Source organism: Pseudaestuariivita atlantica, assembly GCF_001205715.1.
Taxonomy (GTDB): Bacteria; Pseudomonadota; Alphaproteobacteria; order Rhodobacterales; family Rhodobacteraceae; genus Pseudaestuariivita; species Pseudaestuariivita atlantica.
This window is the reverse complement of the sequence record NZ_AQQZ01000003.1, coordinates 261762-282678: the sequence shown is the minus strand read 5'-3', so window position 1 is coordinate 282678 and position 20917 is coordinate 261762. Positions and strand designations below refer to the sequence as shown.

Annotated in this window: 19 protein-coding genes, 2 tRNA genes and 1 pseudogene; 12 read left to right on the top strand and 10 right to left on the bottom strand. The window is 64.7% G+C overall.

Annotated features, from left to right (window positions below; translation table 11 throughout):
* Nucleotides 1-151: 151 nt before the first annotated feature.
* On the bottom strand, nucleotides 152-1528 hold the full coding sequence (locus tag ATO11_RS07960) for a porin family protein (RefSeq protein WP_050530306.1): 1377 nt from the start codon (nucleotides 1526-1528) through the stop codon (nucleotides 152-154).
* Nucleotides 1525-2685, bottom strand: coding sequence for a hypothetical protein (locus tag ATO11_RS07955; protein ID WP_050530305.1), 1161 nt, complete (start codon nucleotides 2683-2685; stop codon nucleotides 1525-1527). The genes ATO11_RS07960 and ATO11_RS07955 overlap by 4 nt, the downstream gene beginning before the upstream one ends.
* 197 nt (nucleotides 2686-2882) lie before the next feature.
* On the opposite strand from ATO11_RS07955, the gene thyX reads away from it, so the two are divergent.
* The 7 genes from thyX (at nucleotide 2883) to ATO11_RS07925 (ending at nucleotide 7276) form a co-directional block, all read left to right on the top strand.
* On the top strand, nucleotides 2883-3788 hold the full coding sequence (gene thyX / locus ATO11_RS07950) for an FAD-dependent thymidylate synthase (RefSeq protein ID WP_050530304.1): 906 nt from the start codon (nucleotides 2883-2885) through the stop codon (nucleotides 3786-3788).
* Complete coding sequence (locus ATO11_RS21190) at nucleotides 3785-4633, top strand: TIR domain-containing protein (protein ID WP_082176215.1); 849 nt, start codon at nucleotides 3785-3787, stop codon at nucleotides 4631-4633. The genes thyX and ATO11_RS21190 overlap by 4 nt, the downstream gene beginning before the upstream one ends.
* 492 nt (nucleotides 4634-5125) lie before the next feature.
* The gene (locus tag ATO11_RS07940) at nucleotides 5126-5431 is read left to right on the top strand and encodes a hypothetical protein (protein WP_050530302.1); all 306 of its coding nucleotides are present in this window, start codon (nucleotides 5126-5128) and stop codon (nucleotides 5429-5431) included.
* A 36-nt stretch (nucleotides 5432-5467) separates the two neighbouring features.
* The gene (locus tag ATO11_RS07935) at nucleotides 5468-5857 is read left to right on the top strand and encodes a hypothetical protein (RefSeq protein ID WP_050530301.1); all 390 of its coding nucleotides are present in this window, start codon (nucleotides 5468-5470) and stop codon (nucleotides 5855-5857) included.
* Nucleotides 5858-5909: 52 nt separating this feature from the next.
* Complete coding sequence (locus tag ATO11_RS22490) at nucleotides 5910-6044, top strand: hypothetical protein (protein ID WP_278044287.1); 135 nt, start codon at nucleotides 5910-5912, stop codon at nucleotides 6042-6044.
* A gap of 81 nt (nucleotides 6045-6125) precedes the next feature.
* On the top strand, nucleotides 6126-6425 hold the full coding sequence (locus ATO11_RS07930; protein WP_050530300.1) for a hypothetical protein: 300 nt from the start codon (nucleotides 6126-6128) through the stop codon (nucleotides 6423-6425).
* Between the two features lie 62 nt (nucleotides 6426-6487).
* Nucleotides 6488-7276: an inositol monophosphatase family protein gene (locus tag ATO11_RS07925; RefSeq protein WP_050530299.1), complete on the top strand. Its 789-nt coding sequence runs from the start codon at nucleotides 6488-6490 to the stop codon at nucleotides 7274-7276.
* Nucleotides 7277-7310: 34 nt separating this feature from the next.
* On the opposite strand, the gene ATO11_RS07920 is transcribed toward ATO11_RS07925, so the two are convergent.
* Genes ATO11_RS07920 through putA form a run of 3 tightly spaced genes read right to left on the bottom strand, consistent with a single transcriptional unit; the run spans nucleotide 7311 to nucleotide 11870 of the window.
* The gene (locus ATO11_RS07920) at nucleotides 7311-7679 is read right to left on the bottom strand and encodes a GFA family protein (protein WP_050530298.1); all 369 of its coding nucleotides are present in this window, start codon (nucleotides 7677-7679) and stop codon (nucleotides 7311-7313) included.
* Entirely contained in the window at nucleotides 7676-8419 is a 744-nt protein-coding gene (locus ATO11_RS07915; protein ID WP_050530297.1) for a rhomboid family intramembrane serine protease, read from the bottom strand. The genes ATO11_RS07920 and ATO11_RS07915 overlap by 4 nt, the downstream gene beginning before the upstream one ends.
* Nucleotides 8420-8450: 31 nt before the next feature.
* Entirely contained in the window at nucleotides 8451-11870 is a 3420-nt protein-coding gene (putA, locus tag ATO11_RS07910) for a bifunctional proline dehydrogenase/L-glutamate gamma-semialdehyde dehydrogenase PutA (RefSeq protein ID WP_242601385.1), read from the bottom strand.
* Nucleotides 11871-11975: 105 nt separating this feature from the next.
* On the opposite strand from putA, the gene ATO11_RS07905 reads away from it, so the two are divergent.
* The 4 genes from ATO11_RS07905 to ATO11_RS07890 all read left to right on the top strand — a co-directional run bounded on the left by ATO11_RS07905 (nucleotide 11976) and on the right by ATO11_RS07890 (nucleotide 14207).
* On the top strand, nucleotides 11976-12434 hold the full coding sequence (locus tag ATO11_RS07905) for an Lrp/AsnC family transcriptional regulator (RefSeq protein ID WP_050530295.1): 459 nt from the start codon (nucleotides 11976-11978) through the stop codon (nucleotides 12432-12434).
* Between the two features lie 78 nt (nucleotides 12435-12512).
* Nucleotides 12513-13028, top strand: a complete 516-nt coding sequence (locus ATO11_RS07900) for a tetratricopeptide repeat protein (RefSeq protein ID WP_242601384.1) — start codon at nucleotides 12513-12515, stop codon at nucleotides 13026-13028.
* 62 nt (nucleotides 13029-13090) lie between these two features.
* Nucleotides 13091-13176, top strand: a tRNA-Leu gene (locus ATO11_RS07895).
* Between the two features lie 41 nt (nucleotides 13177-13217).
* On the top strand, nucleotides 13218-14207 hold the full coding sequence (locus ATO11_RS07890) for an aminoglycoside phosphotransferase family protein (RefSeq protein ID WP_050530600.1): 990 nt from the start codon (nucleotides 13218-13220) through the stop codon (nucleotides 14205-14207).
* Nucleotides 14208-14228: 21 nt separating this feature from the next.
* On the opposite strand, the gene ATO11_RS07885 is transcribed toward ATO11_RS07890, so the two are convergent.
* The 4 genes and pseudogenes from ATO11_RS07885 to ATO11_RS07870 form a co-directional block, all read right to left on the bottom strand.
* Nucleotides 14229-14654 carry a universal stress protein gene (locus ATO11_RS07885; protein WP_050530293.1) on the bottom strand — a complete coding sequence of 142 codons (426 nt, stop codon included), beginning with the start codon at nucleotides 14652-14654 and terminating at the stop codon, nucleotides 14229-14231.
* A 10-nt stretch (nucleotides 14655-14664) separates the two neighbouring features.
* Nucleotides 14665-17289: a TRAP transporter permease gene (locus ATO11_RS07880; RefSeq protein ID WP_050530292.1), complete on the bottom strand. Its 2625-nt coding sequence runs from the start codon at nucleotides 17287-17289 to the stop codon at nucleotides 14665-14667.
* Nucleotides 17290-17392: 103 nt separating this feature from the next.
* Nucleotides 17393-18361, bottom strand: a pseudogene (locus ATO11_RS07875) (TAXI family TRAP transporter solute-binding subunit).
* 24 nt (nucleotides 18362-18385) lie between these two features.
* Nucleotides 18386-19288 carry a MurR/RpiR family transcriptional regulator gene (locus ATO11_RS07870; RefSeq protein ID WP_050530291.1) on the bottom strand — a complete coding sequence of 301 codons (903 nt, stop codon included), beginning with the start codon at nucleotides 19286-19288 and terminating at the stop codon, nucleotides 18386-18388.
* Nucleotides 19289-19486: 198 nt separating this feature from the next.
* On the opposite strand from ATO11_RS07870, the gene ATO11_RS07865 reads away from it, so the two are divergent.
* A complete protein-coding gene (locus tag ATO11_RS07865; protein ID WP_050530290.1) occupies nucleotides 19487-20821 on the top strand; it encodes an aspartate aminotransferase family protein in 1335 nt (444 codons plus the stop codon).
* Nucleotide 20822: 1 nt separating this feature from the next.
* Here ATO11_RS07865 and ATO11_RS07860 read toward each other — a convergent pair.
* Nucleotides 20823-20899: transfer RNA gene (locus ATO11_RS07860), tRNA-Arg, on the bottom strand.
* Nucleotides 20900-20917: the final 18 nt, after the last annotated feature.

Below are 20917 nucleotides of genomic sequence, written 5' to 3'. Positions count from 1 at the left end.
TTGACGTAACGACGACGTCACGTCACTTTATTGCATGACGTAGGTGCCAGCCCACGTCAACGTAACGTCAGATGTGAGGAAGAGGTTTCGCGCGCTTCCGCAGGCGTTCGAATCCCGCCCACGTGATGCCGACAGATTCGGGTTTTGCCCGTCAGAACGCGGACTTGATGCCGAACCCGATGCCCGTTTCGGATTTGTCGAGAAGATCGATCGTGCCGTCGGTGCGCGATGCGCGCAGCGTGACGGAGGGCACGAACCCCATCATGTCGAGCTTTGGGAAGACCACCGTCATGTCGGCGCCGAACGTCGTCTCGGTCCGCACGCCGCCGGTCAGGCCGGACATGTCGTGATGCTTTTCAGACGCGTTCACCCCGAACGACACCTGCGTGCCCCAGACCGGTTTGCCCAGTGCCAGCCGCAGGCTGGCATCGCGGCGCGTGTAATCAAGGTACGTGGCCGCGGACTGGCTTTCTTCCCAGCCAAGCGACAGGTCGATGCGTGAACCGCCGGGCAACAGGTGGGCAAAGCCCGCGCGCAGGCGGGCGATATCCGCGTCGGGACGCGGCGCGATGCCCGTCTGCCATTCCTGCGTGACCTCGGCCTGCACGAGGCTGCGGGGCGAAAGCCCGTAGGACAGACCGGTGCCGACCCGGACGAAATCGAGATAGGGATCGCCCGCGTACCACGCCCGGCCGGTGTCCAGATTGCCCGACCAGTTGAGCCTTCGGTCCTCGGTCAGCGCCGTGCGCGCCTTCAGCCCGACGGTCGCCTGCGTGGTGTTGAAATCGCTGCCCCGCGTCCCCGGCGCCTGCCTGCGCGCCTCTGCCGACAGGGCATAGGTGCGATGGTCCAGCCCGAAGGTGGCGTGCAGCGTGCCGCGCTCGGTCTCGACCAGCCTGTAGCGGGTGTCGAACCCAAGCGAGACCTCGGTCCCGGACAGGGCGCGCGACGTGCCGCTCAGCGCGAATTGCAGGGGCAGGCCGAACAGTTCGGTGGTCTGCGACTGGCTGCCGTTGTTGATGTTGTCGCTGGGCGCGATGTTGAACGACAGGTGCGTCGACCACGGGTTGCGGCTGCGCACGTACTGGAAATCGCGGATGGCAAGGTTGCGGCTCAGGTCCGATGGCGCGTGATGCGCCGCGCGGCGCAGCCACAGCTGCGCGCGGGTGCGCTTGCGCTGGCTCGACAGGGCCTGTGCGATGGCCTTGGCCGCCGCGTATTTCTCGGGCTTGTCGGCGGCCAGCGACCATGCGCGCCGCGCCGAGGTTTCGGCCTCCTCCAGCTTGCCGAGGTCGCGGGCCGCGCGGGAATGGATCAGAAGCGCCTCGACATCGTCGGAGTCGCGTTTCAGAAGCGCGCTGGCAAGGTCATAGCCCTGCCGCGTCAGCCCCTTGACCACGGATTCCGATGCCACGACGCGCATCTGCGCCGGGGTCAGCGTGACGGTTTCCGCCAGCGTCGTGGTGACGGCAAGGGCCAGCGCCGTGACCCCCGCAAGGGCCGGCGCCAGAAGGCGCGACCGGATCATTGCCGGTAGATGATGAAGCCACCCGTCTCCTGCGCCGTTACACCGCTAAAGCGCGGATCGGTCTCGGTCACGACCAGCACACCCACGACCTCTTCGGCATTGGTGCCGGACATGATCGCGTAATAGGTGCCCGTGGCCAGCGTCTGGGTCGAGCCGTCGGTCCGGGTGACGATGCTTTGCAACTCGCCCACCATCTCGCCATTCGCATCGGCGATGTCGGGAGAGATGACCGGCCGCAGGCTCGGCAACACCTCGTTACCCGCCGCATCGGTTTCGCGAATGGCGGGGTTCGCGGTGGCGCCGCCGCCGCCCAGCAATCCGCCGCCGGTCGACGAGTTGTCGATCGCGGTCAGGTAGGCGTCGGTGATGTCATTGCCGTTGATGTCATACAGGCGGCGGTCATGGATGAAGAGCGCCACGCCCGACTGGCTGTTGTTGAAGTCCTTGAAATCGACGAACATCTGCGCCGTGCCGCGCACGTATTCAAGGCCCGTCGTCCCCTGGAACACGCGCACGCCCGCGTAATCGCCAAGGTATTCCGCGTCACCCGTGGTTGGCAGGACCAGCCGGTTCTGGTTGCCCGCCGCGTCGGTCGCGTTGCGCTGGTAGATGAACCCGCCGAACCCGTAATCGATATAGCTGCCCGTCCGCACGATGGCGAACTCGGTCTGGCCGCTGGTCGACCGGCCATAGATGGCGCGGTAGCGGAAGGTGTTGAACGTGTTGCCGGTCTGCGGATCGGTTGCGACCACGTCGCTTTCGTAGACCGCGAAGGGGCCGAGTTGCCCGCCATTCGTCTGGCCCGGAAAGATCACGCCCGACCGGTTGTACGTGTTGTCCCCGTCGAAGGCGAGGTTGTCGACGCTGAACTCGTCCTGCCCGTTGGCATTGTTGTAGGTGATGTTCTCGGCATAACCGCCGCCGCTTTCGTTCACCTCCTCGGTCCGCACGATCGCGCGGTTGGGAGAGGGGTTGGCGGTGCCGGGTGGCAGCGTCCGGTCGCCCGTCACGCCGGTTACCGTGTCGTTGCCCGTGCCCGTGGTGTCCGTGCCGGTGGTCGAGTCGTCGCTTGCCTGGAACGGGTTGTCTTTGCCGGTCGAGCCATCGCAGGCCCCCAACGCCCCCAAGATCAGCAACAGCATCACTGTGCGGTTCATATCCGAATTCCTGCCCGAGTGTGTTTTTATATCGTTGGCCGCAGAATCCGGGCCGCCAGCTTAAAAGTCAATTCGTCCACAAGGTTTTCCCCAGAAAGTGCGGCGGATTTGCCGCCACAGCATATCGCGTGGTTGTGCCGCGCCTGCCACAAGATAAAGTGTCCCCGACCCGCATGAAGAGGAGCCCCGAGTCGCCAATGCCCCTGACATCCGAACAACAGGCCGAAATCGACGACCTCCGCTCCACCACGCAGCCCACCCTGCGCGCCGTCGCTCCGGGGGCGGAAAAGCACCTTTATACCGCGCACCCCGTGCTCGATCACGGCTTCGTCCGCATGGTCGACTACATGGGTGACGACGCCGCGATCTGCCAGGCCGCGCGGGTGAGCTACGGCAAGGGCACCAAGTCGGTCCAGAACGACGAGGGGCTGATCCGCTACCTCATGCGCCACTGGCACTCGACCCCGTTCGAGATGTGCGAGATCAAGCTGCACGTCAAACTGCCCGTCTTCGTCGCCCGCCAGTGGATCCGCCACCGCACCGCGAACGTGAACGAATACTCCGCCCGCTACTCGATCCTCGACCGCGAATTCTACATCCCCGCGCCGGATGCCTTGGCTGCCCAGTCGGTCGTCAACAACCAGGGCAGGGGCGAGGCGCTGTCAGGCGACGAGGCCCAACGCGTCCTGCGCTACCTCACCGACGACGCGATGCGGTGCTACGACCATTATGAAGAGATGATTTCGCAGGACGGCCAACAAGGCCTCGCCCGCGAACTCGCCCGCATGAACCTGCCCGCGAACATCTATACGCAATGGTACTGGAAGGTGGACCTGCACAACCTGCTGCACTTCCTCCGCCTGCGCGCCGACGCCCACGCCCAGTACGAAATCCGCGTCTACGCCGATGCGATATGCTCGATCGTCCGGGACTGGGTCCCCTTCGCCTACTCCGCGTTCGAGGACTACCGGCTGGGGGGTGCGACGTTATCCGCTACAGCCCTTGCGTGTATCCAGCGGATGTTGAAAGGTGAAGAAGTGACACAGGAGAATTCCGGCATGAGCAAGGGCGAGTGGCGGGAGTTTATGGGGGTTTTAGAGTGAGCTTTAAAGTTTACCTGTCTGAATTACTGAGCTTAAAGGATAAATATGAAAAGGAAAAATTAAAAAGCCAAGACATGTATTTCCAAACAGGAGTTGAGGTTGATGAAACTGTGCTTGATCAGTTGCTAGAGGATCTCACCGACTTTTCTAGTGCGAACGGGAATACATCTCTTACGGCAAAGCTCAGAAGTTTGCAAAATAATACTGATGATGATTATGGTTTCATCCGAAAGCGATCCGCAACCGAAGTGATCGCAAGAGTTTATAGGATTATAAGAGTTCTTGAGACATTTGGCCGAGAGCACCTTGAGAGGGAGTTGACCCCGGTCGTAGAGGCAATCGAGGATGAAAATCAAAGGGAATCGACTGCTTCCCGCAATGAAGAAGCTCTGAAGAAAGTCTTTGTCGTACATGGACACGACAACGCGGTGTTATTTCGCGTGAAAGAGACTTTAACTGTGCTCGGACTGACACCGATAGTTCTAAGGGAGCAATCGAACAATGGAAGAACAATCATTGAAAAGTTTGAAAGGTTTTCCGATGTTAACTTTGCTGTCGTTTTAATGACGGCCGACGATATGGGGGGCTCGCTAAAAGAAATTGAGGCCGGCAAGACTTCTGCAAGAGCGAGGCAAAATGTTGTTATGGAGCTTGGATATTTTATCGCAAAGCTCACACGTGACAAGGTATGTGTGTTGAAAGGACAAGGCGTCGAAGTGCCATCGGATATTATGGGAGTGGTTTATACTCCCATCGACGAAAACGAAGCCTGGAGAATGGAGCTGGCAAGAGAATTGTCCGGAGCTGGTTACAGTATTGACCTGAATCGTCTAATTCAGAATTAACCCCAGCCCGTTCTGACGTCTGTTCTATTGCAGCGGGGGCAGTGTACTCTACTTGTTGGTCTATCTTGGCGCTCATATTCTTGCCGTTCTGATCTTTCCAATACCTCTTTTTCGAACTCGAACCCGCAATTTAGGCAATGGAATTGTGCTAGGATAGTCATGATATTTTCATTACACTCGTTTCTGACAACAGGGCCGCATTGGCAAAAAAATGCTATGTGGAGTTAAGAACGGAATCAAGGCCGCAGACCGCCGTGCCTCCGCCGGACCGCCCGCACGGGCCGGCGCTACGTCGCCCTCCGCGCCCCGCTCCGGCAAGATCAGTATCACGGCCACCATAAACCGCTGCTGCACGAACCGGGGAAGCGCCGACCCGCGGTCCGTCACTGTCCCGCCTCCGAGCCAAGCCCTCGTCCAATGACCCACAAACGCTACCCAACCCCACACCTCCGCGCTATCCTCCCAAGAAACCAAACGTACGGAGGCTCACTCATGCGCGCTCTTGTTCTCGCCCTGACCCTCATCGCCACCCAGACAGCGGCGGATGGGTATTCGACCGGGTATGCCGACCCCAAGGTCGTGCCGCCGGGGGCTGTCATCGCCACAAGGGGAGCGGGGTGTCCGCCCGGTGTGACGGCGGTTTATGTAGGCCACACGCTGTATTGCCACGTGCCCGCGGCGGGCAGTCACGTGCATTACTACATGCCCTCCGGCCCGCATCATCATGTCGGGCAGGTGGTCATGGTTTCGCCCTACGGCCACGGGCAGCATTACGGGTACCATGGCGTCTCCAAGTAGAGGGCGCGCGGACCGGCGGGCGCGCGGGGGCGCGGCGTGATTTACGAACAGGATACCTTCTTCCACCTCACCGGGCTGGGCCAGCTTGGCCTCGTCTTCGTGTCGCTCGTCCTTGCGGGCGTGACCTTCTCCCTCGCGCTCAAGCTCATGCGGGGCGGGTCGCTATGGGTGCGGGTCGGCGTGGCCTTGGTGGTCTACGTGGCCTTCGTGTGGCTGTCGCCGCAGGTCTATTACCAGTATTTCCGCATCCTCATCGAAGGACTGCCCAGCCAGATCGTGCTGGACCCGTACCCGGATATCGAGGCGGCGCTGCGGCGGCTGGTGTTCCTCGACACGCCCACGATCAGCCATCACGCGCAGGGGTTCCTCGGCTGGGGCCTGATCGCGCTTGCCGTTGGGGGAAGACGGCGTGAAACCTCCCCTTAACCACGCTGCGTGCGCGGCATAGATAGCGCGGATCACTTAGGGAGGACCCGCCATGGGCCTGATCCGCAACGCACAGACCAACGACACGCCGGCACGGCCGATCTTTCCGCTGTCCCCCGCGCAGGTGCGCGCCACGCTGATGCGCGATGCGCCAATTGCGCCGCAGCCGGTGCGCAAAGTGGCCTGACGCCGCGCGGAACGCTTTGACTTGAATACAAGGTCTGGTAGCGTGGACGCACGGTTGCTCAATTCCTAGCGCGAGGCTCCCATGCGTCTGATCCTGCCAATCCTGTCCGCCCTGACCCTGACCGCGACCAGCGCGGTGGCCGGTGACTATGCCAAGCCCGCCCAGGCCGGCGGCCAGATGCTGACCCACAAGTACCCGTCCTCGCACAATTTCTGCCCCGAAGGCCTGCAACCGGTCGAGATGCTGGGCCAGATCATGTGCGGCGTGCCGAACGCGGGCCCGTATGTCGACCGGTCCGGTGCAAAGCGCAAGAAAACCAAGGTCGTAACCCGGACGCAGGTCACCACGACGACCCGCACGGTCACCACCATGCAGTGGTGATCGGCCCCTTGTGACCGCCGCCTCGGGCCGCTATAGCCGCGGCCTCAGTCAAAGGAACGGTCATGGTCGCCACGGCAAACCTCAACATCATGATGAAAGCGGTCCGCAAGGCGGGGCGTTCGCTCGTGAAGGACTTCCGCGAGGTCGAGAACCTGCAGGTCTCGATGAAGGGGGCGGGCGATTTCGTCAGCCGCGCCGATCTCGCCGCCGAGGAGATCCTGAAGGAGGAACTGCTGGGCGCACGTCCGACCTATGGCTGGCTGGCCGAGGAAGGCGGGGGCGAGGACGGCGACGACCCGACCCGCCGCTGGATCGTGGACCCGCTGGACGGCACCACCAACTTCCTGCACGGCCTGCCGCACTGGGGCGTGTCGATCGCGTTGGAACACAAGGGACAGATCGTGTCGGCGGTGATCTTCGACCCGGCCAAGGACGAGTTGTTCTGGGCCGAGAAAGGCGCGGGCGCATGGCTGAACGACAGCCGCATCCGCGTCAGTGGCCGCTCCCGCATGATCGAGGCGCTGTTCGCCACCGGCCTGCCGTTCGGCGGGCGGCCCGATCTGCCGGAGACGATGCACGAACTGGCGCGCGTCCTGCCCGCCTGTTCGGGCGTGCGCCGCTGGGGCGCGGCGGCGCTCGACCTCGCCTATGTCGCGGCCGGCCGGTATGACGGGTTCTGGGAACGCCGCCTGAACGCGTGGGATGTCGCGGCGGGCGTGCTGCTGGTCCGCGAGGCTGGCGGGTTGGTCGAGGCGCTGGATGATCCGTCCGGCAACCCGGTGGAGGACGGCACGGTCCTGTGCGCCAACGGTCAGCTGTTCGACGGGCTGGCGAAGATGGTGCGCGGCTGATCCTCGTCCGCCCTGATGGGCGGCCTCGGCCCGGTCAGGACCGGTCGGCGGGGTGATTGACCCCGTCCAGCCATGCAACCTCGCCCAGATCCGCAGGCTCCACCCCGTGGAGCGCCAGCGCGTTCACGCCCAACTCGTCGGGATTGGACCGGCGCTGGTGGTAGACGTAGATCCCGCAGGTCTTGCAGAAAAAGTGCCGGGCCGTGTGCGTGCCCCACGTGTAAAGCGTCAGGTTGTCCTCGCCCCGCAGGATTTGCACCCCGTCAAGCGGGGCAGAGACGGTCACCGCGCCCCGGCGGCGGCAGAACGAGCAGTCGCAGCGCCGGGCGGAGGCCAGCCCTTCGGGTAACAGCGTGACATCGGCCTCGACGGCACCACAGTGGCATATCAGCCGCCACGTCACCGGCGCGGCACCTTGGGGATCGAGCTTGGCGTGAGCTTATAGGTGGCTTCGGGGTGTGGCGGGTGCCCCTCGGTCCGGTCCCAGAACCGCGGCCCGCCACGGCGCAGCCATAGCGGCACGGTCAGGGCAAGCCCGACGATGAAACCGCCCGCATGCGCCCAGTAGGCCACCCCGCCGGCGGAGGTATCGACCGCCACGCCGCTGAACAACTGAAGCGCGAACCACAATCCCAGCATGATCCATGCGGGGATCGGGAAGATGCGGAAGAACACGATGAAGATGAACAGGATGTCCACCTTCGCCTTCGGAAAGAGCAGAAGGTAACCCCCCATGACGCCCGCGATGGCCCCCGATGCGCCAACGGTCGGGATCCGCGAAAACGGTTCCGACAGGTACTGGAGATACCCCGCACCAAGGCCCGCGATCACATAGAACAGAAGGAAGGGCAGGTGGCCCATCTCGTCTTCCATGTTGTCGCCGAAAATGAACAGGAACAGCATGTTGCCCGCGATGTGCAGGAACCCGCCATGCAGGAACATCGAGGTGAAAAGCCCGCTCCACCCGTCGCCCGACGACAGGCGCGCGGGGATCAGGGCCCAGTCGAAATAGACCTGCCCAATGGCGCGGGGATCGCCCATCAGGTGCCAGTAGCTGAGGAAGACCACGACGTTGATCGCGATCAGCGCGTAGGTGACGAAAGGCGTGCGGCCGGACGGGTTGTGATCTCGGATCGGGAACATGCGCCTGACGGTAGGGATCGCGCGGCGTGGGTCAAGACGCTTGCGCCAAAAGCGCGGCATTCCCGCCCGCGGCGGTCGTGTCGATGCAGACATGCCGTTCCAGCAGCGCATGCGCGGCGTCCGGTGCCCCGGTGATCAGGGGCACGATGGGGCCCGGTCGTCTTGCCAGCGCCGCCGCCATCTCGCGGCCGTCCTGCGCATCGCCCCACCACAGAACACCACCCAAGGGTTCCAGGGATTCCAGAACCGCGGGGTCGACGGCACCCGTGGCAGCCACCGCGACACCGCCAAGGCGGTGTATGGCATCAGCCTGCGCCTGCGCGGCCTCCGCTCCGGGACCGAGGCACAGAAGCGGCTGGCGCGGGAGAGTGGAGAGGCGGTTCGACTCGCCCGTCGGGCCCGGCAGGGATGCCGGTGGCGCGGCGGTGCCGCCGGTTGCGCCGGCCAAGGCGGCGCGCAGGGCCTCCGTCTCCATCCTGCCGTCCCACGGGGTGCCCGGCACGGGAGGGTCGCTGCGTGTGAAACGCGGCACGTAATGCGGCCCGCCTGCCTTCGGCCCGGTGCCGGAAAGGCCCTCGCCGCCGAAGGGCTGGCTGCCCACGATCGCACCGATCTGGTTGCGGTTGACATAGATGTTGCCCGCCGCCACCCGGTCGGTCACGTGCTGCACCCGGTCGTCGATCCGCGTGTGCAGGCCAAAGGTCAGGCCATAGCCGCTGGCGTTGATCGCGTCGATCACGGCGTCGATCTCGTCCGCTTCGAACGTGGCGACATGCAGGACCGGGCCGAAGACCTCCTCTTCCAGCGCGTCGATGCCCGACACCTCGATCAGGGTGGGCGCGATGAAGGTGCCCTCTTGCGGGGTGGGAACGCTGTGGCGCACCCGGCCTTCCGCCCGCGCGCGGTCGATATGGGCGGCGATGCGGGCCTGCGCGTCGGGGTCGATCACGGGGCCCACATCGGTGGCGCGGTCCCACGGGTCCCCCAGCCGCAATGCGTCCATCGCACCTGTCAGCATCGCGATCAGGTCGGGCGCGATGTCGGACTGCACGTAGAGGCACCGCAGTGCCGAGCAGCGCTGGCCCGCGGATTGAAAGGCGCTTTCGATGATCGCCTGCACCGCCTGTTCCGGCAGCGCCGTGCTGTCCACGATCATCGCGTTCAGGCCGCCGGTTTCGGCGATCATCATCGCGTTGGGGTTGGCCGCCGCAAGGCTGCGCCGGATCGCCTGCGCCGTACCGGTCGACCCGGTGAACGCGACCCCGTCGAGGCGGGCATCCCTTGTCAGCGCGACGCCGGGGTCGGTCCCGCCCGGCAGAAGGTGCAGCGCGTCTCGCGGGATGCCGGCCTCGTGCAGCAACTCGACAGCGCGGTGGGCCACAAGCGGCGTCTGCGGGGCCGGTTTGGCAAGCACCGCGTTCCCGGCGGCAAGTGCGGCCGCGATCTGGCCGGTGAAGATCGCCAGAGGGAAGTTCCACGGCGAAATGCAGGCCACCCGCCCCAGCGGAGGCGCCTCGGGCACGCGGGCGGCGTAATAGCGCAGGAAATCCACCGCCTCGCGCAGTTCGGCGACGCAATCGGGCAGCGTTTTGCCCGCTTCCCGCGCGAGAAGCGCGAACAGTTCGGCATGATGCGCCTCGTAGAGATCGGCGGCGCGGTTCAGGATCGCGGCCCGGTCCGGCGCATCCCACGGGCGCGCGGCGGCGAAGGCCGCGTCGACGTCCGCCGCCGTTGCCTCGACCACGGTGCCGACAGGTGATCCGCCCGTCGGGTCGGCGACGGTGAGCCTTTGCTCCCCTGACAGCGCATCCTCGCGCGTCGAGGGGCGGGCATGCCACTCGGTCTGCCGGAAGGCGTCGCGCGCGGTGTCCAGCGCGTCGAGGGTTGGCGGATGGTCAAGGTCCCAGCCACGGGAATTGGGACGTTCCGGCAGGTACAGGTCGGTGCCCGGCGTGATGCGCGGCTGTGCATCGTCCAGCGCGTCCCACGGATCGCGGGCCACGTCTTCGGGCGGGACGCTGGCATCGACGATCTGGTTGACGAAGGACGAGTTTGCCCCGTTCTCCAACAGGCGCCGTACGAGGTAGGCCAGTAGGTCACGATGCGCGCCGACCGGCGCGTAGATGCGGCAGCGCGTCCCGGCATCGGCCATGACCAGCCGGTGCAGCGCCTCGCCCATGCCGTGCAGGCGCTGGAATTCGTAGGTTTGCGGATCGGCCCCGGCATCGAGGATGGCTGCGACGGTGTGGGCGTTGTGGGTCGCGAATTGCGGATAGAGCCGGTCCGTCAGGCCCAGCAGTTTCCGGGCGTTCGAGATATACGACACGTCGGTCGCGGGTTTCGCCGTGAAGACCGGGAAGCGCGGCAGGCCCTCGACCTGCGCCGCCTTGATCTCGGTATCCCAGTAGGCGCCCTTGACGAGCCGCACCATCAACTTGCGGTCAAGCTCGGTCGCCAGCGCATGCAGCCAGTCGATCACCGCGCCTGCGCGGGGGCCATAGGCCTGCACGACGACGCCGAACCCGTCCCACCCCGCCAGCGACGGATCGCGCAACACCGCCTCGATCACGTCGAGCGACAGCGACAGGCGGTTCGCCTCTTCCGCGTCGACGTTCAGCCCGATCCCCGCCGATTTCGCCAGCAGCGCAAGCGAGCGCAGGCGCGGCACCACGAGGGTCATCACCGCGCCATGCTGCGCCGGTTCATACCGCGGATACAGCGCCGACAGCTTGACCGAGATGCCGGGGTTGCGGCGGATGTCGCCGTGGGTCGCGGCGGCGGCGATGGCCGCGATGGCGCGGGAATAGGACAGATGATAGCGTTTGGCGTCGGCCTCGGTCCGCGCGGCCTCTCCCAGCATGTCATAGCTGTAGGTGAAGCCCTTGGCCTCCATCCCCTTCGCGCGCTGCATGGCGGCGGCGATATCCTCGCCCAGAACGAACTGGCGGCCCATCTCGCGCATCGCGCGGCTCACGGCGGTGCGGATCACCGGCTCCCCAAGCCGCTTGATCGCGCCGCGCAGGTGGCCGATGGGCCCCGGCTGATCGTCGTCCAGCACCCGCCCCGTCAGCATCAGCGCCCAGGTCGAGGCATTGACCAGCGACGACGTGGAATGGCCAAGGTGGCGGCCCCAGTCGCTTGGCGCGATCTTGTCCTCGATCAGCGCGTCGATCGTGTCGGCGTCTGGCACACGCAAAAGCGCCTCGGCCAGGCACATCAGGGCGACGCCTTCGTCGGTCGACAACCCGTATTCGGCGAGGAACACTTCCATCAGGCCGGGATCGGCGTCCTCGCGGATCCGCGTCACAAGGCTTGCGCCCGCACCGGCGATGCGCGCCCGGTCGTCGCGGCTCAGCCCGGCGGAGGATGTGAGGGCGGCCAGGGTCTCTTCGGGGTCGGCATAGGTTGCGGCGTCGATGGCGCGGCGCAGGTCTGACAGCGAATCGGGCACGGAATTTCTCCAGTCTCTTTCACCATCATACATCGAAACCGGTATGCATTTTCACTTTGATCAAGATATACGAGGGGCAATCAGACTGCATTGGGATGGATTTACATGATTTCCGACCTTGACGAGTTCGACCGCCGCATACTCGACATCCTTGCCAGCGAGGGACGCATCAGCGTGACCGAGCTGGCCGGGCGCATCAACCTGTCGAAATCGCCGACTCAGGCGCGGCTGAAGCGGCTGGAAGGGCAGGGGATCATTCGCGGCTATCGCGCGATGCTTGATCCTGTGCGGCTGGGTCTCAGCCACATCGCGTTTGTCGAGGTGCGGCTCGACGACACGCGGGAGGCGGCGCTTTCGGCCTTCAACACCGCCGTCGCCGCCATCCCCGAGGTCGAACAGGCGCACATGATCGCGGGCAATTTCGACTACCTGTTGAAGGTGCGCACGTCCGACATGGCACGCTACCGCAAGGTGCTGGCCGAGCGGATTTCGCAACTGCCGCATGTCGCGGCAACCTCGACCTTCGTGGTGATGGAGGCCGTGAAGGAAAGCGGTTTCGAATGATCGACGCTTGATTTGCAGCCATTTCGCGCCATCCTTTGAGGTATGAAACAGCTAGCCATTCCCTTCCTATTCCTCGCGATGCCCGCATATGCCGGCACCTGCCCGGAACCGGCGGACCGGTCGGGCGAAATCACCAACATCGTGCGCCAGCTGACGCTTGCCCCGAACGAGGGCGCGGCGGCAGCGTGGAACGCCAAGCTGTGGGAAATCTGGCTCGACGCGCCGGACGCGTTGTCGCAGACCTTTCTTGATCGCGGCATGGCGCAACGCAGCTATTCCAACTTCGTCGGCGCGCTGGCCAATTTCGACGCGCTGATCAACTACTGCCCCGATTATGCCGAGGGCTACAACCAGCGTGCCTTTGCCTATTTCCTGCAGGCTAAATTCGACAAGGCGCTGGTCGATCTCGACAAGACGCTGTCGCTCAGCCCGCGCCATATCGGGGCGCTGTCGGGCAAGGCGCTGACGCTGATGGGGCTGGAACGCGACGAGGAGGCGCAGGAGGTCCTGCGCGAGGCGCTGAAGCTCAATCCGTGGCTTAGCGAGCGTCGGTTCCTGAAGGACGGCCCGAAGGAACCGGGCGTCCGTCTGTAGGCCCGCGCGCATCCCCCGATCCGGCTTTCATCTCCACCCGGCCCGGCCTATGGTCGCGCCGGGCCCGCGTGATGGAATGGTAGACATAGGGGACTTAAAATCCCTAGGCCTTTGTGCCGTGCCGGTTCGAGTCCGGCCGCGGGTACCATCAAGATCTACGCGGCCCGCGCCGCCGAAAGACGGACCGGCATGAGCGACGCAGCCCTCACGGAATTCCTTGGCCGAAACGGGATCGGCCCGGCGGACCTTGCGCAGTTGACCTCGGATGCCTCGCCCCGGCGGTATTATCGCGTCTCCGGCAAGGCGATCTTGCTGATGCAGGACGCGACCGATCCGGTGGGCTATGCCGCCTACCTGCGCCTGTCACCGCATCTGGCGGGGCTGGGGCTTTCCGCACCGGGCATCCTCGCGACCGATCCCGCCCACGGCCTGGCACTGATCGAGGATTTCGGGGATGCGACCTATGCCGCCGAACTGACCGCCGGGACCGATGAGCGTGACCTCTATGAACTCGCCATCGACGCCCTCGCTCACCTGCACGCCGCACCCGGAGCGACCGGGACCGCACAGCCGCCCTACGCTCTCGACACCTATCTCGACGAGCTTGACCTTTTCGCCGACTGGTTCGCCCCGGCGGCTGGCATGGCGGAGGCGGCGGCATTTAAAGTCGAGTGGCGGGGCCTCTGGCGCGAGGCCCTGCGCGATGTCGCCGCGCGCCGGGACGCGCTGGTTCTCAAGGATTTCCACGTCGACAACCTGATGCTCCTGCGCGACCGGACCGGCGTTGCGCGGTGCGGTCTCCTCGATTTCCAGGATGCCCTGCTGGGCCCTCGGGAATACGACCTGGTGTCGCTGTTGCAGGACGCGCGGCGGGACCTGTCTCTGGGCCTCGAAGAGGAGATGCTGGAGCGATACATCGCGCGGTCCGGGGCAGGGACGGGCACCCGGCAACGGTACCACCTGCTGGGCGCGCAAAGGCATGCGCGGATCATGGGCGTGTTCGTCCGGCTGGCGCAGCGCGACAGCAAACCGCGCTACCTGTCCTTCCTGCCCCGCGTCGCGCGCCAGTTCGAAACCGCGCTGGAGGCAGCGGGCCTCACCGGAATACGCGACTGTCTCGACCGGCACTTGCCGTCGTGGCGCGCGGGGGCTGAAAGGCTTGCGGAACGGGGTCTCTGACGCCGGGCGCGGTGCTTGATCCTAGCGGACGACGAACACGGATTGCGACGCGTGGCGCACGACCCGCGCGGCGTTCGTGCCGATCAGGTAATCCTTCAGCATGGGGCTGTGGGCGCCGACGATGATGCACCCGACGCCAAGGCGATCCGCCGCCTTCAGGATCTGGTCGTACACCGTGCCCCGCGCGACATGCAGCTTCGCGCTTACGTCCTGCGGAACATGCGCCGCCGCCCAGTCTTCAAGACCCTTATGCGCGGCGTTCCGGACGGTTTCGTCGTGGTCCGGGGCAAGGGAGGCACCGACGATGGGCATGCCCTGCTCGGGCACGACGTTCAGAACGTGCAGGACCGAACCGTCCCGTTTGGCCATGTCCACCGCGACCTGCGCGCCGCGCAAAGTGCCCTCGGGATCGTTGATGTCGACGGCCAGCAGAAGAGTATCAAACATGTCCCGGTCCTCAGAATGCGGGTTGGGTCGCGCGGCGGCGCTGGATCAGGACGACGCCCAGCAACAGAAGAAGCGCGGGGATGAAGAACAGCTCTTTCGGGGCGCGTTCATTCTCGATCTGGACCTCGGTGATCTGGACGGGGACGTCCCCGTAGAAATCGTACTCGTTGCCGAGGCTTTCGAAGAACGGCGTGCCGGGGAAGGGTTCGTCCATCGCCAGCACGTCGCCATCGGGCAGGATCGCCAGCCCTTGCGCATCCAGCGCCGCCTCGGCATCGCCCGCCACGGCAGGAACGACGATGGTGGTGGGGCGATCTTTGCCGGTGTCGAAATCGGGACCCGAAATGAGGACCCTCACCTCCTGCCCGGTCTCTGCCCCTGCCATCAGTTCAAGCGCGGCAGGCCCCGTGGCCGACATGTACCTGTCGCTGACCTGGTCGAGGAAGAAACCTGGCCGGAACAGCATGAAGGCGATGAACAGCAGGGCAACGGTTTCCCAAAGCCTGCTCTTGGCGATGAAATACCCCTGCGTCGCCGCCGCGAATAACAGCATCGCGATTAGGGATATGAAGAACACCAGCACAGCCTTGCCCAGCCCGACATCGATCAGCAAGAGGTCGGTGTTGAAGATGAACAGGAACGGCAGCAGCGCGGTCCGGATGTCATAGGCAAAGCCCTGCACACCCGTCTTGATCGGATCGCCGCGCGAAATCGCGGCGGCGGCATAGGCCGCGAGGCCCACCGGTGGCGTGTCGTCGGCAAGAATGCCGAAATAGAACACGAAAAGGTGCACGGCGATCAGAGGGAAGATGTACCCCGCCTGCGCGCCCACCGACAGGATGACCGGCGCCATCAGGGACGACACGACGATGTAGTTGGCCGTGGTCGGCAGGCCCATGCCAAGGATCAGCGACATGACCGCGACGAGGATCAGCAGGACCCAGATATTGCCGCCCGCGATCACCTCCACCACTTGCCCGATGACCTGGTGCGCGCCCGTCAGGCTGATCGTGCCCACGATGATCCCGGCGGCACCGGTGGCAACGCCGATCCCGATCATGTTGCGCGCGCCAAGGATCAGCCCGCCGATGAAATCGCGCCACCCCTGCAGGGTCTCACCGCCAAGTCCTTCCCCCCGGAAGAACGCCTTGAGCGGGCGGTGCGTCAGCGCGACCACGATCATGAATATGGTCGCCCAGAAGGCCGACAGCGACGGCGACAGCCGGTCAAGGCTGTCGGTGCGCACCATCAGGTTCCACACGAGGATGAAGATCGGCAAAGAGAAATACGCTCCGCCCAGCAGCGTCGGCGTCAGCCGCGGCGCCTCCAGCTCCTTGTCGGGATCGTTCATGGCCACGTCCGGGTAGCGCGACGCGTAATAGACGAGGACGAGGTACAGCACCGCGACGACGGCAAGCCCGCCATAGACGCTTTCGGTCATCACCCCGTCAAGCAGGCCGCGCAGCGCGATCATCGCGTAGGTCGCGGCACCGAGGAAAATGAAACCCGACAGGAACAGGATCAGGATCAGGATCGGGCCGATATGCCGCCCCGCCTTCTTGAGGCCCTGCATCTGCATCTTCAGCGCCTCGAGATGCACGATGTAGAGCAGCGCGATGTAAGAGATCACGGCGGGCAGGAAGGCGTGCTTGACCACGTCGATGTAGGGAATGTTGACGTATTCGACCATCAGGAAGGCCGCCGCCCCCATCACCGGCGGGGTCAACTGTCCGTTGGTCGAGGATGCGACCTCGACCGCGCCCGCCTTCTCGGCGGGGAACCCGATGCGCTTCATCAGCGGGATCGTGAAGGTGCCGGTGGTCACGGTGTTCGAAATGGAGCTGCCGGAAATCATGCCGGTCAGCATCGACGACAGGACCGCGGCCTTGGCCGGCCCGCCGCGCAACGCGCCCAGCAGCGCCACGGCGACATTGATGAACCAAGATCCGCCGCCCGCGCGGTCAAGCAGCGCGCCGAACAGCACGAAGAGGAAGATCATCGTCGTGGACACGCCAAGCGCCACGCCGAAGACGCCCTCGGTCTGCATCCAATAATGTCCCAGCGCCTTCGACAGGGACGCGCCGCCGTAATTGGTGATGTTGCGCGCCCATTCCGAATAGCCACCGAAGAACGCGAACGCGACGAAGGCGCCCGCGATGATCACCAGCGGCAGGCCGAGGGATCGGTAGACCGCGGTGAACAGGACCGTCATCCCGATGAAGGACACGGTGATGTCGGTGGTGCTCCACAATCCGGGGCGGTCCGCGATCTCGAACCGGAAGACGACGAGGTAGAGACACGACGCCACGCCAAGCACGACCAGAACCCAGTCATAGGCCGGGATGCGATCCCGTGGCGAAGACTTGAACAGGGGGAAGGCGAGCGTTGCCAGCATGATGGCGAAGGCAAGGTGCACGAACCGTGCCTGCGCGACGATGTTGGCAAAGATGTTCATGCCCGTGGCCTGTGCCAGCAGGCCGGGCACCTTCGACGCGATGTAAAGCTGGAACAGCGACCAGACGATGCAGGTCCCGATGATCAGGTTGGCCTGCCAGGCAGAGGACGGGTTCCGCGCGCCGGTATCCGCTTCGGCGACCAGATCGTCGGCCGAGCGTGCATCTGTATCCTGTGCCATTCCGTCCCCCCGTCTCTGTTTTTCGAGATCGCTTTTGGTCTAATCCGTTGTGGTCAATGGGCCGCCCGGATTGCCGGACGGCCCGCTGTCTGTCAGGCGCGGATCAGTCGATCAGCCCCAGTTCCTTGTAGGCCTTGGCAGCGCCGGGATGCAGCGGCGCGCTCAGCCCGTCCTTGACCATCTGCGCGGGGTCAAGGTTGGCAAATGCCGGGTGCAGGCCACGGAAGTCGTCGATGTTCTCCATGACGGCCTTGGCGACGATATAGACAACGTTTTCGGGCACATCCGCCGAGGTCACGAAGGTCGCGCCCACGCCGAAGGTCGTGGTGTCGCCGTCGGTGCCCTTGTACATGCCGCCCGGAATGGTCGCGACGCGGTAGAACGGGTTGTCGGCCACCAGCTTGTCGATCGGAGCGCCGGTCACGCTGACCAGTCGCGCATCACAGGTGGTGGTCGCTTCCTTGATCGCCGCGGCCGGGTGGCCGATCGTGTAGATCATGGCGTCGATATTGCCGTCGCACAGCTGCTTGGCCATTTCCGAACCCTTGTATTCGGTCGCCAGTGCAAGGTCGTCCATCGTGATGCCAAAGGCGTCCATCACGACTTCCATCGTGGCGCGCTGGCCGGAACCGGGGTTGCCGACGTTCACGCGCTTGCCCTTGAGGTCCTCGAAGCTGTCGATGTCGCTGTCACCGCGCACGATCAGCGTGAACGGTTCGGGGTGCACGGACATCACCGCCCGCAGTTTCGGGAACGCAGCATCGCCTTCGAATTTCGAGGTGCCGTTATAGGCGTGGTACTGCCAGTCCGACTGGGCCACGCCGAATTCAAGCTCTCCGGCCTTGATCGTGTTGATGTTGTAGACCGAGCCGCCGGTCGATTCCACGGCTCAGCGGATGCCGTGTTCCTTGCGTCCCTTGTTCACGAGACGGCAGATCGCGCCGCCCGTGGGGTAATAGACGCCGGTCACGCCGCCGGTGCCGATGGAAATGAATTCCTGCGCGACGGTCATCGAGGCCGCCATCATGGCGCCAAGCATCACGGCCCCGCCAAGTTTCAGTTGTTTCAACATGTGATAAGTCTCCCTTTTGAAAGATCACCCGGCCCAGTATTCGCCGAGTTCCTGGTTTTTCGCTTCGACCTTCTTGATCGCAGCGGTTGCATCTGCCTCGGACGCGGCGACGATCATGGCGATCAGCGTTTCGATCAGCACGAGCGTGACAACGTATGAGGAGAAGAATTGCGGGCTGTCCGTGGGAACCACGAAACTGTGCGAGGCATGGGCAAGTGCCGGACATTCCAGCGCATCGGTGACAAGCACCACGTCGGCCCCGGCCTCGCGGGCCAGCCTTGCGGCGGCGACCGCGCGCTGGGCATAGGGCCGCATCGTGACGATGAACACCACGTCGCCCTGCCGCAACTGCGCGGCCTGTGATCCCAGCGACGCGCCCATGCGCCCCGCCAGTGACCAGTTCGGCGCGAAGAATTGCGCGAGATAGGCGAAATATTCGGTGATCCCGGTCGAGGCGAGCGCGCCAAGAAGGATCACGCGGTTTGCGTCCCGCAACAGCGTCGCCGTCTCTTCCAGCTTGCGCTCGTCGGCGCGGGTCAGGAAGGTCTGGATGTTCTCGATACAGGCCTCTCCCTGCCGCGACAGCATCGACTGGCCCGACGCGGACCCGTTGCGCAGCAATTCGGCCTTGGCCGACAAAGAGATCACCTGTTGGTCGACCGACCGGCGCGAGATCTCCTTCATGTCCTCGAACGTGTCGTATCCAAGCGCCCGTGACAGCCGCGAGAACGTGGCGGGCGACACCTTGCTGTCGTTCGAGATCGACCGCAGCGGGCGGCTGGCGATGTCCAGCGGGTTGGCCAGAACGTAGTCGGCGGCTTTCCGAAGTTGCTCGGAAAGTCCGGCATAACGCTCGGCAACACGGTCTTCGAGTGTCGAAGTAGGAATCGGCAGCCCTCCCGCGAGTGAGGTTTGCAAGCGTTTCATGCGTTGTCAATCTGTGAAATATGTGTTTCAAATTTGCCGGAGCAGCCTGTCTGGACGACGCCTTGAGGGGAGTGTTTTGCGCAAGCTATCTGAAAACGGGTTCGGGAAAGCCGGGGGTGATCTGGCCGCAAGCGGCGACCGCTTCTCCGGTTTCCGGACCCTGATATTTCAGGCGTCCCTCCGTGGAGGATTCGCGTCGTGACCTCCCATGTCTTTCCCCGCAACTCGAAGGCGCCGCCGCCGCAGGTGATCCGTGGTGAAGGCGTATACCTGTTTGATAAAGATGGAAAATCCTACCTCAATTTCGGGGATGCGGCGGTGTCCTGCCTGGGTCACGGCGACGCGCGGGTGACGGCGGCGGTCAAGGCGCAGATGGACGAAGTGGCCTTCGCGCATACCGGCTTTTTCACGTCGGACCCGGCAGAGCGGCTGGCGGACAAGCTGGTCTCGCTCGCGCCCGGCGACCTCGATCGCGTCTATTTCGTGTCGGGCGGGTCCGAGGCGATGGAAGCGGCGATCAAGCTGGCGCGGCAATACTACCTCGAAACGGGTGAGCCCCAGCGCCACAAGATCGTCGCGCGGCGGCAAAGCTATCACGGCAACACGCTTGGCGCGCTGGCAACCGGCGGCAATGCATGGCGCCGCGCGCAGTTCGCCCCCATCCTGATCGATGTCAGCCATGTCTCGCCCTGCTACGCCTATCGCGGACTGTCCGAGGGCGAGACCGACGAGGCCTATGTCGACCGCCTGATCGACGAGCTGGAGGCCGAATTCCAGTCGCTGGGCCCCGAAACGGTCATGGCTTTCGTCGCCGAACCGGTCGTGGGCGCGACACTGGGCGCGGTTGGGCCGGTGGGCGACTATTTCGCGCGTGTGCGGGAGGTGTGCGACCGCCACGGCATCCTGCTGATCCTCGACGAGGTAATGTGCGGCATGGGGCGCACCGGCACCCTGTTCGCCTGCGAGCAATTCGGCGTCTCCCCCGACATCTGCGCCATCGCCAAGGGCCTCGGGGGCGGGTACCAGCCCATCGGGGCAACCCTGTGCACCAAGGCCATCCACGATGCGATTCTGAACGGGTCGGGCTTTTTCCAGCACGGCCACACCTATCTTGGCCACCCGGTCGCCTGCGCCGCGGGGCTGGCGGTTCTGGAACGCCTCGTCGACGACGAGGTGCTGGCCCGCGTGACCCCCTCCGGCACCCATTTCAGGCAGGCCCTGCGCGACCGGCTGGGCCAGCATCCGCACGTGGGCGACATCCGCGGGTCTGGCCTCTTCTGCGGCGTCGAGCTGGTCGCGGACCGGGAGACGAAAGCGCCATGGAGCCCGGAGGCCAGACTGCACGCCCGGATCAAGGCGGCGGCGTTTTCGGACGGTCTGATCTGTTATCCCATGGGCGGCACGATCGACGGGAAGAATGGCGACCACGTCCTGCTCGCCCCGCCCTTCATCGCTGACCACACGCAGCTTGACGAAGCCGCCGACATCCTTGCGGGCGCGATCGACCGGAGCATCGCGCAAGCGACCGGATAGGTGGCGATCCCTGAAGGACTCGAACCCTCAACCTGCTGATTAGAAGTCAGCTGCTCTATCCAGTTGAGCTAAGGGACCGCTGGTCGTGTTCTACCG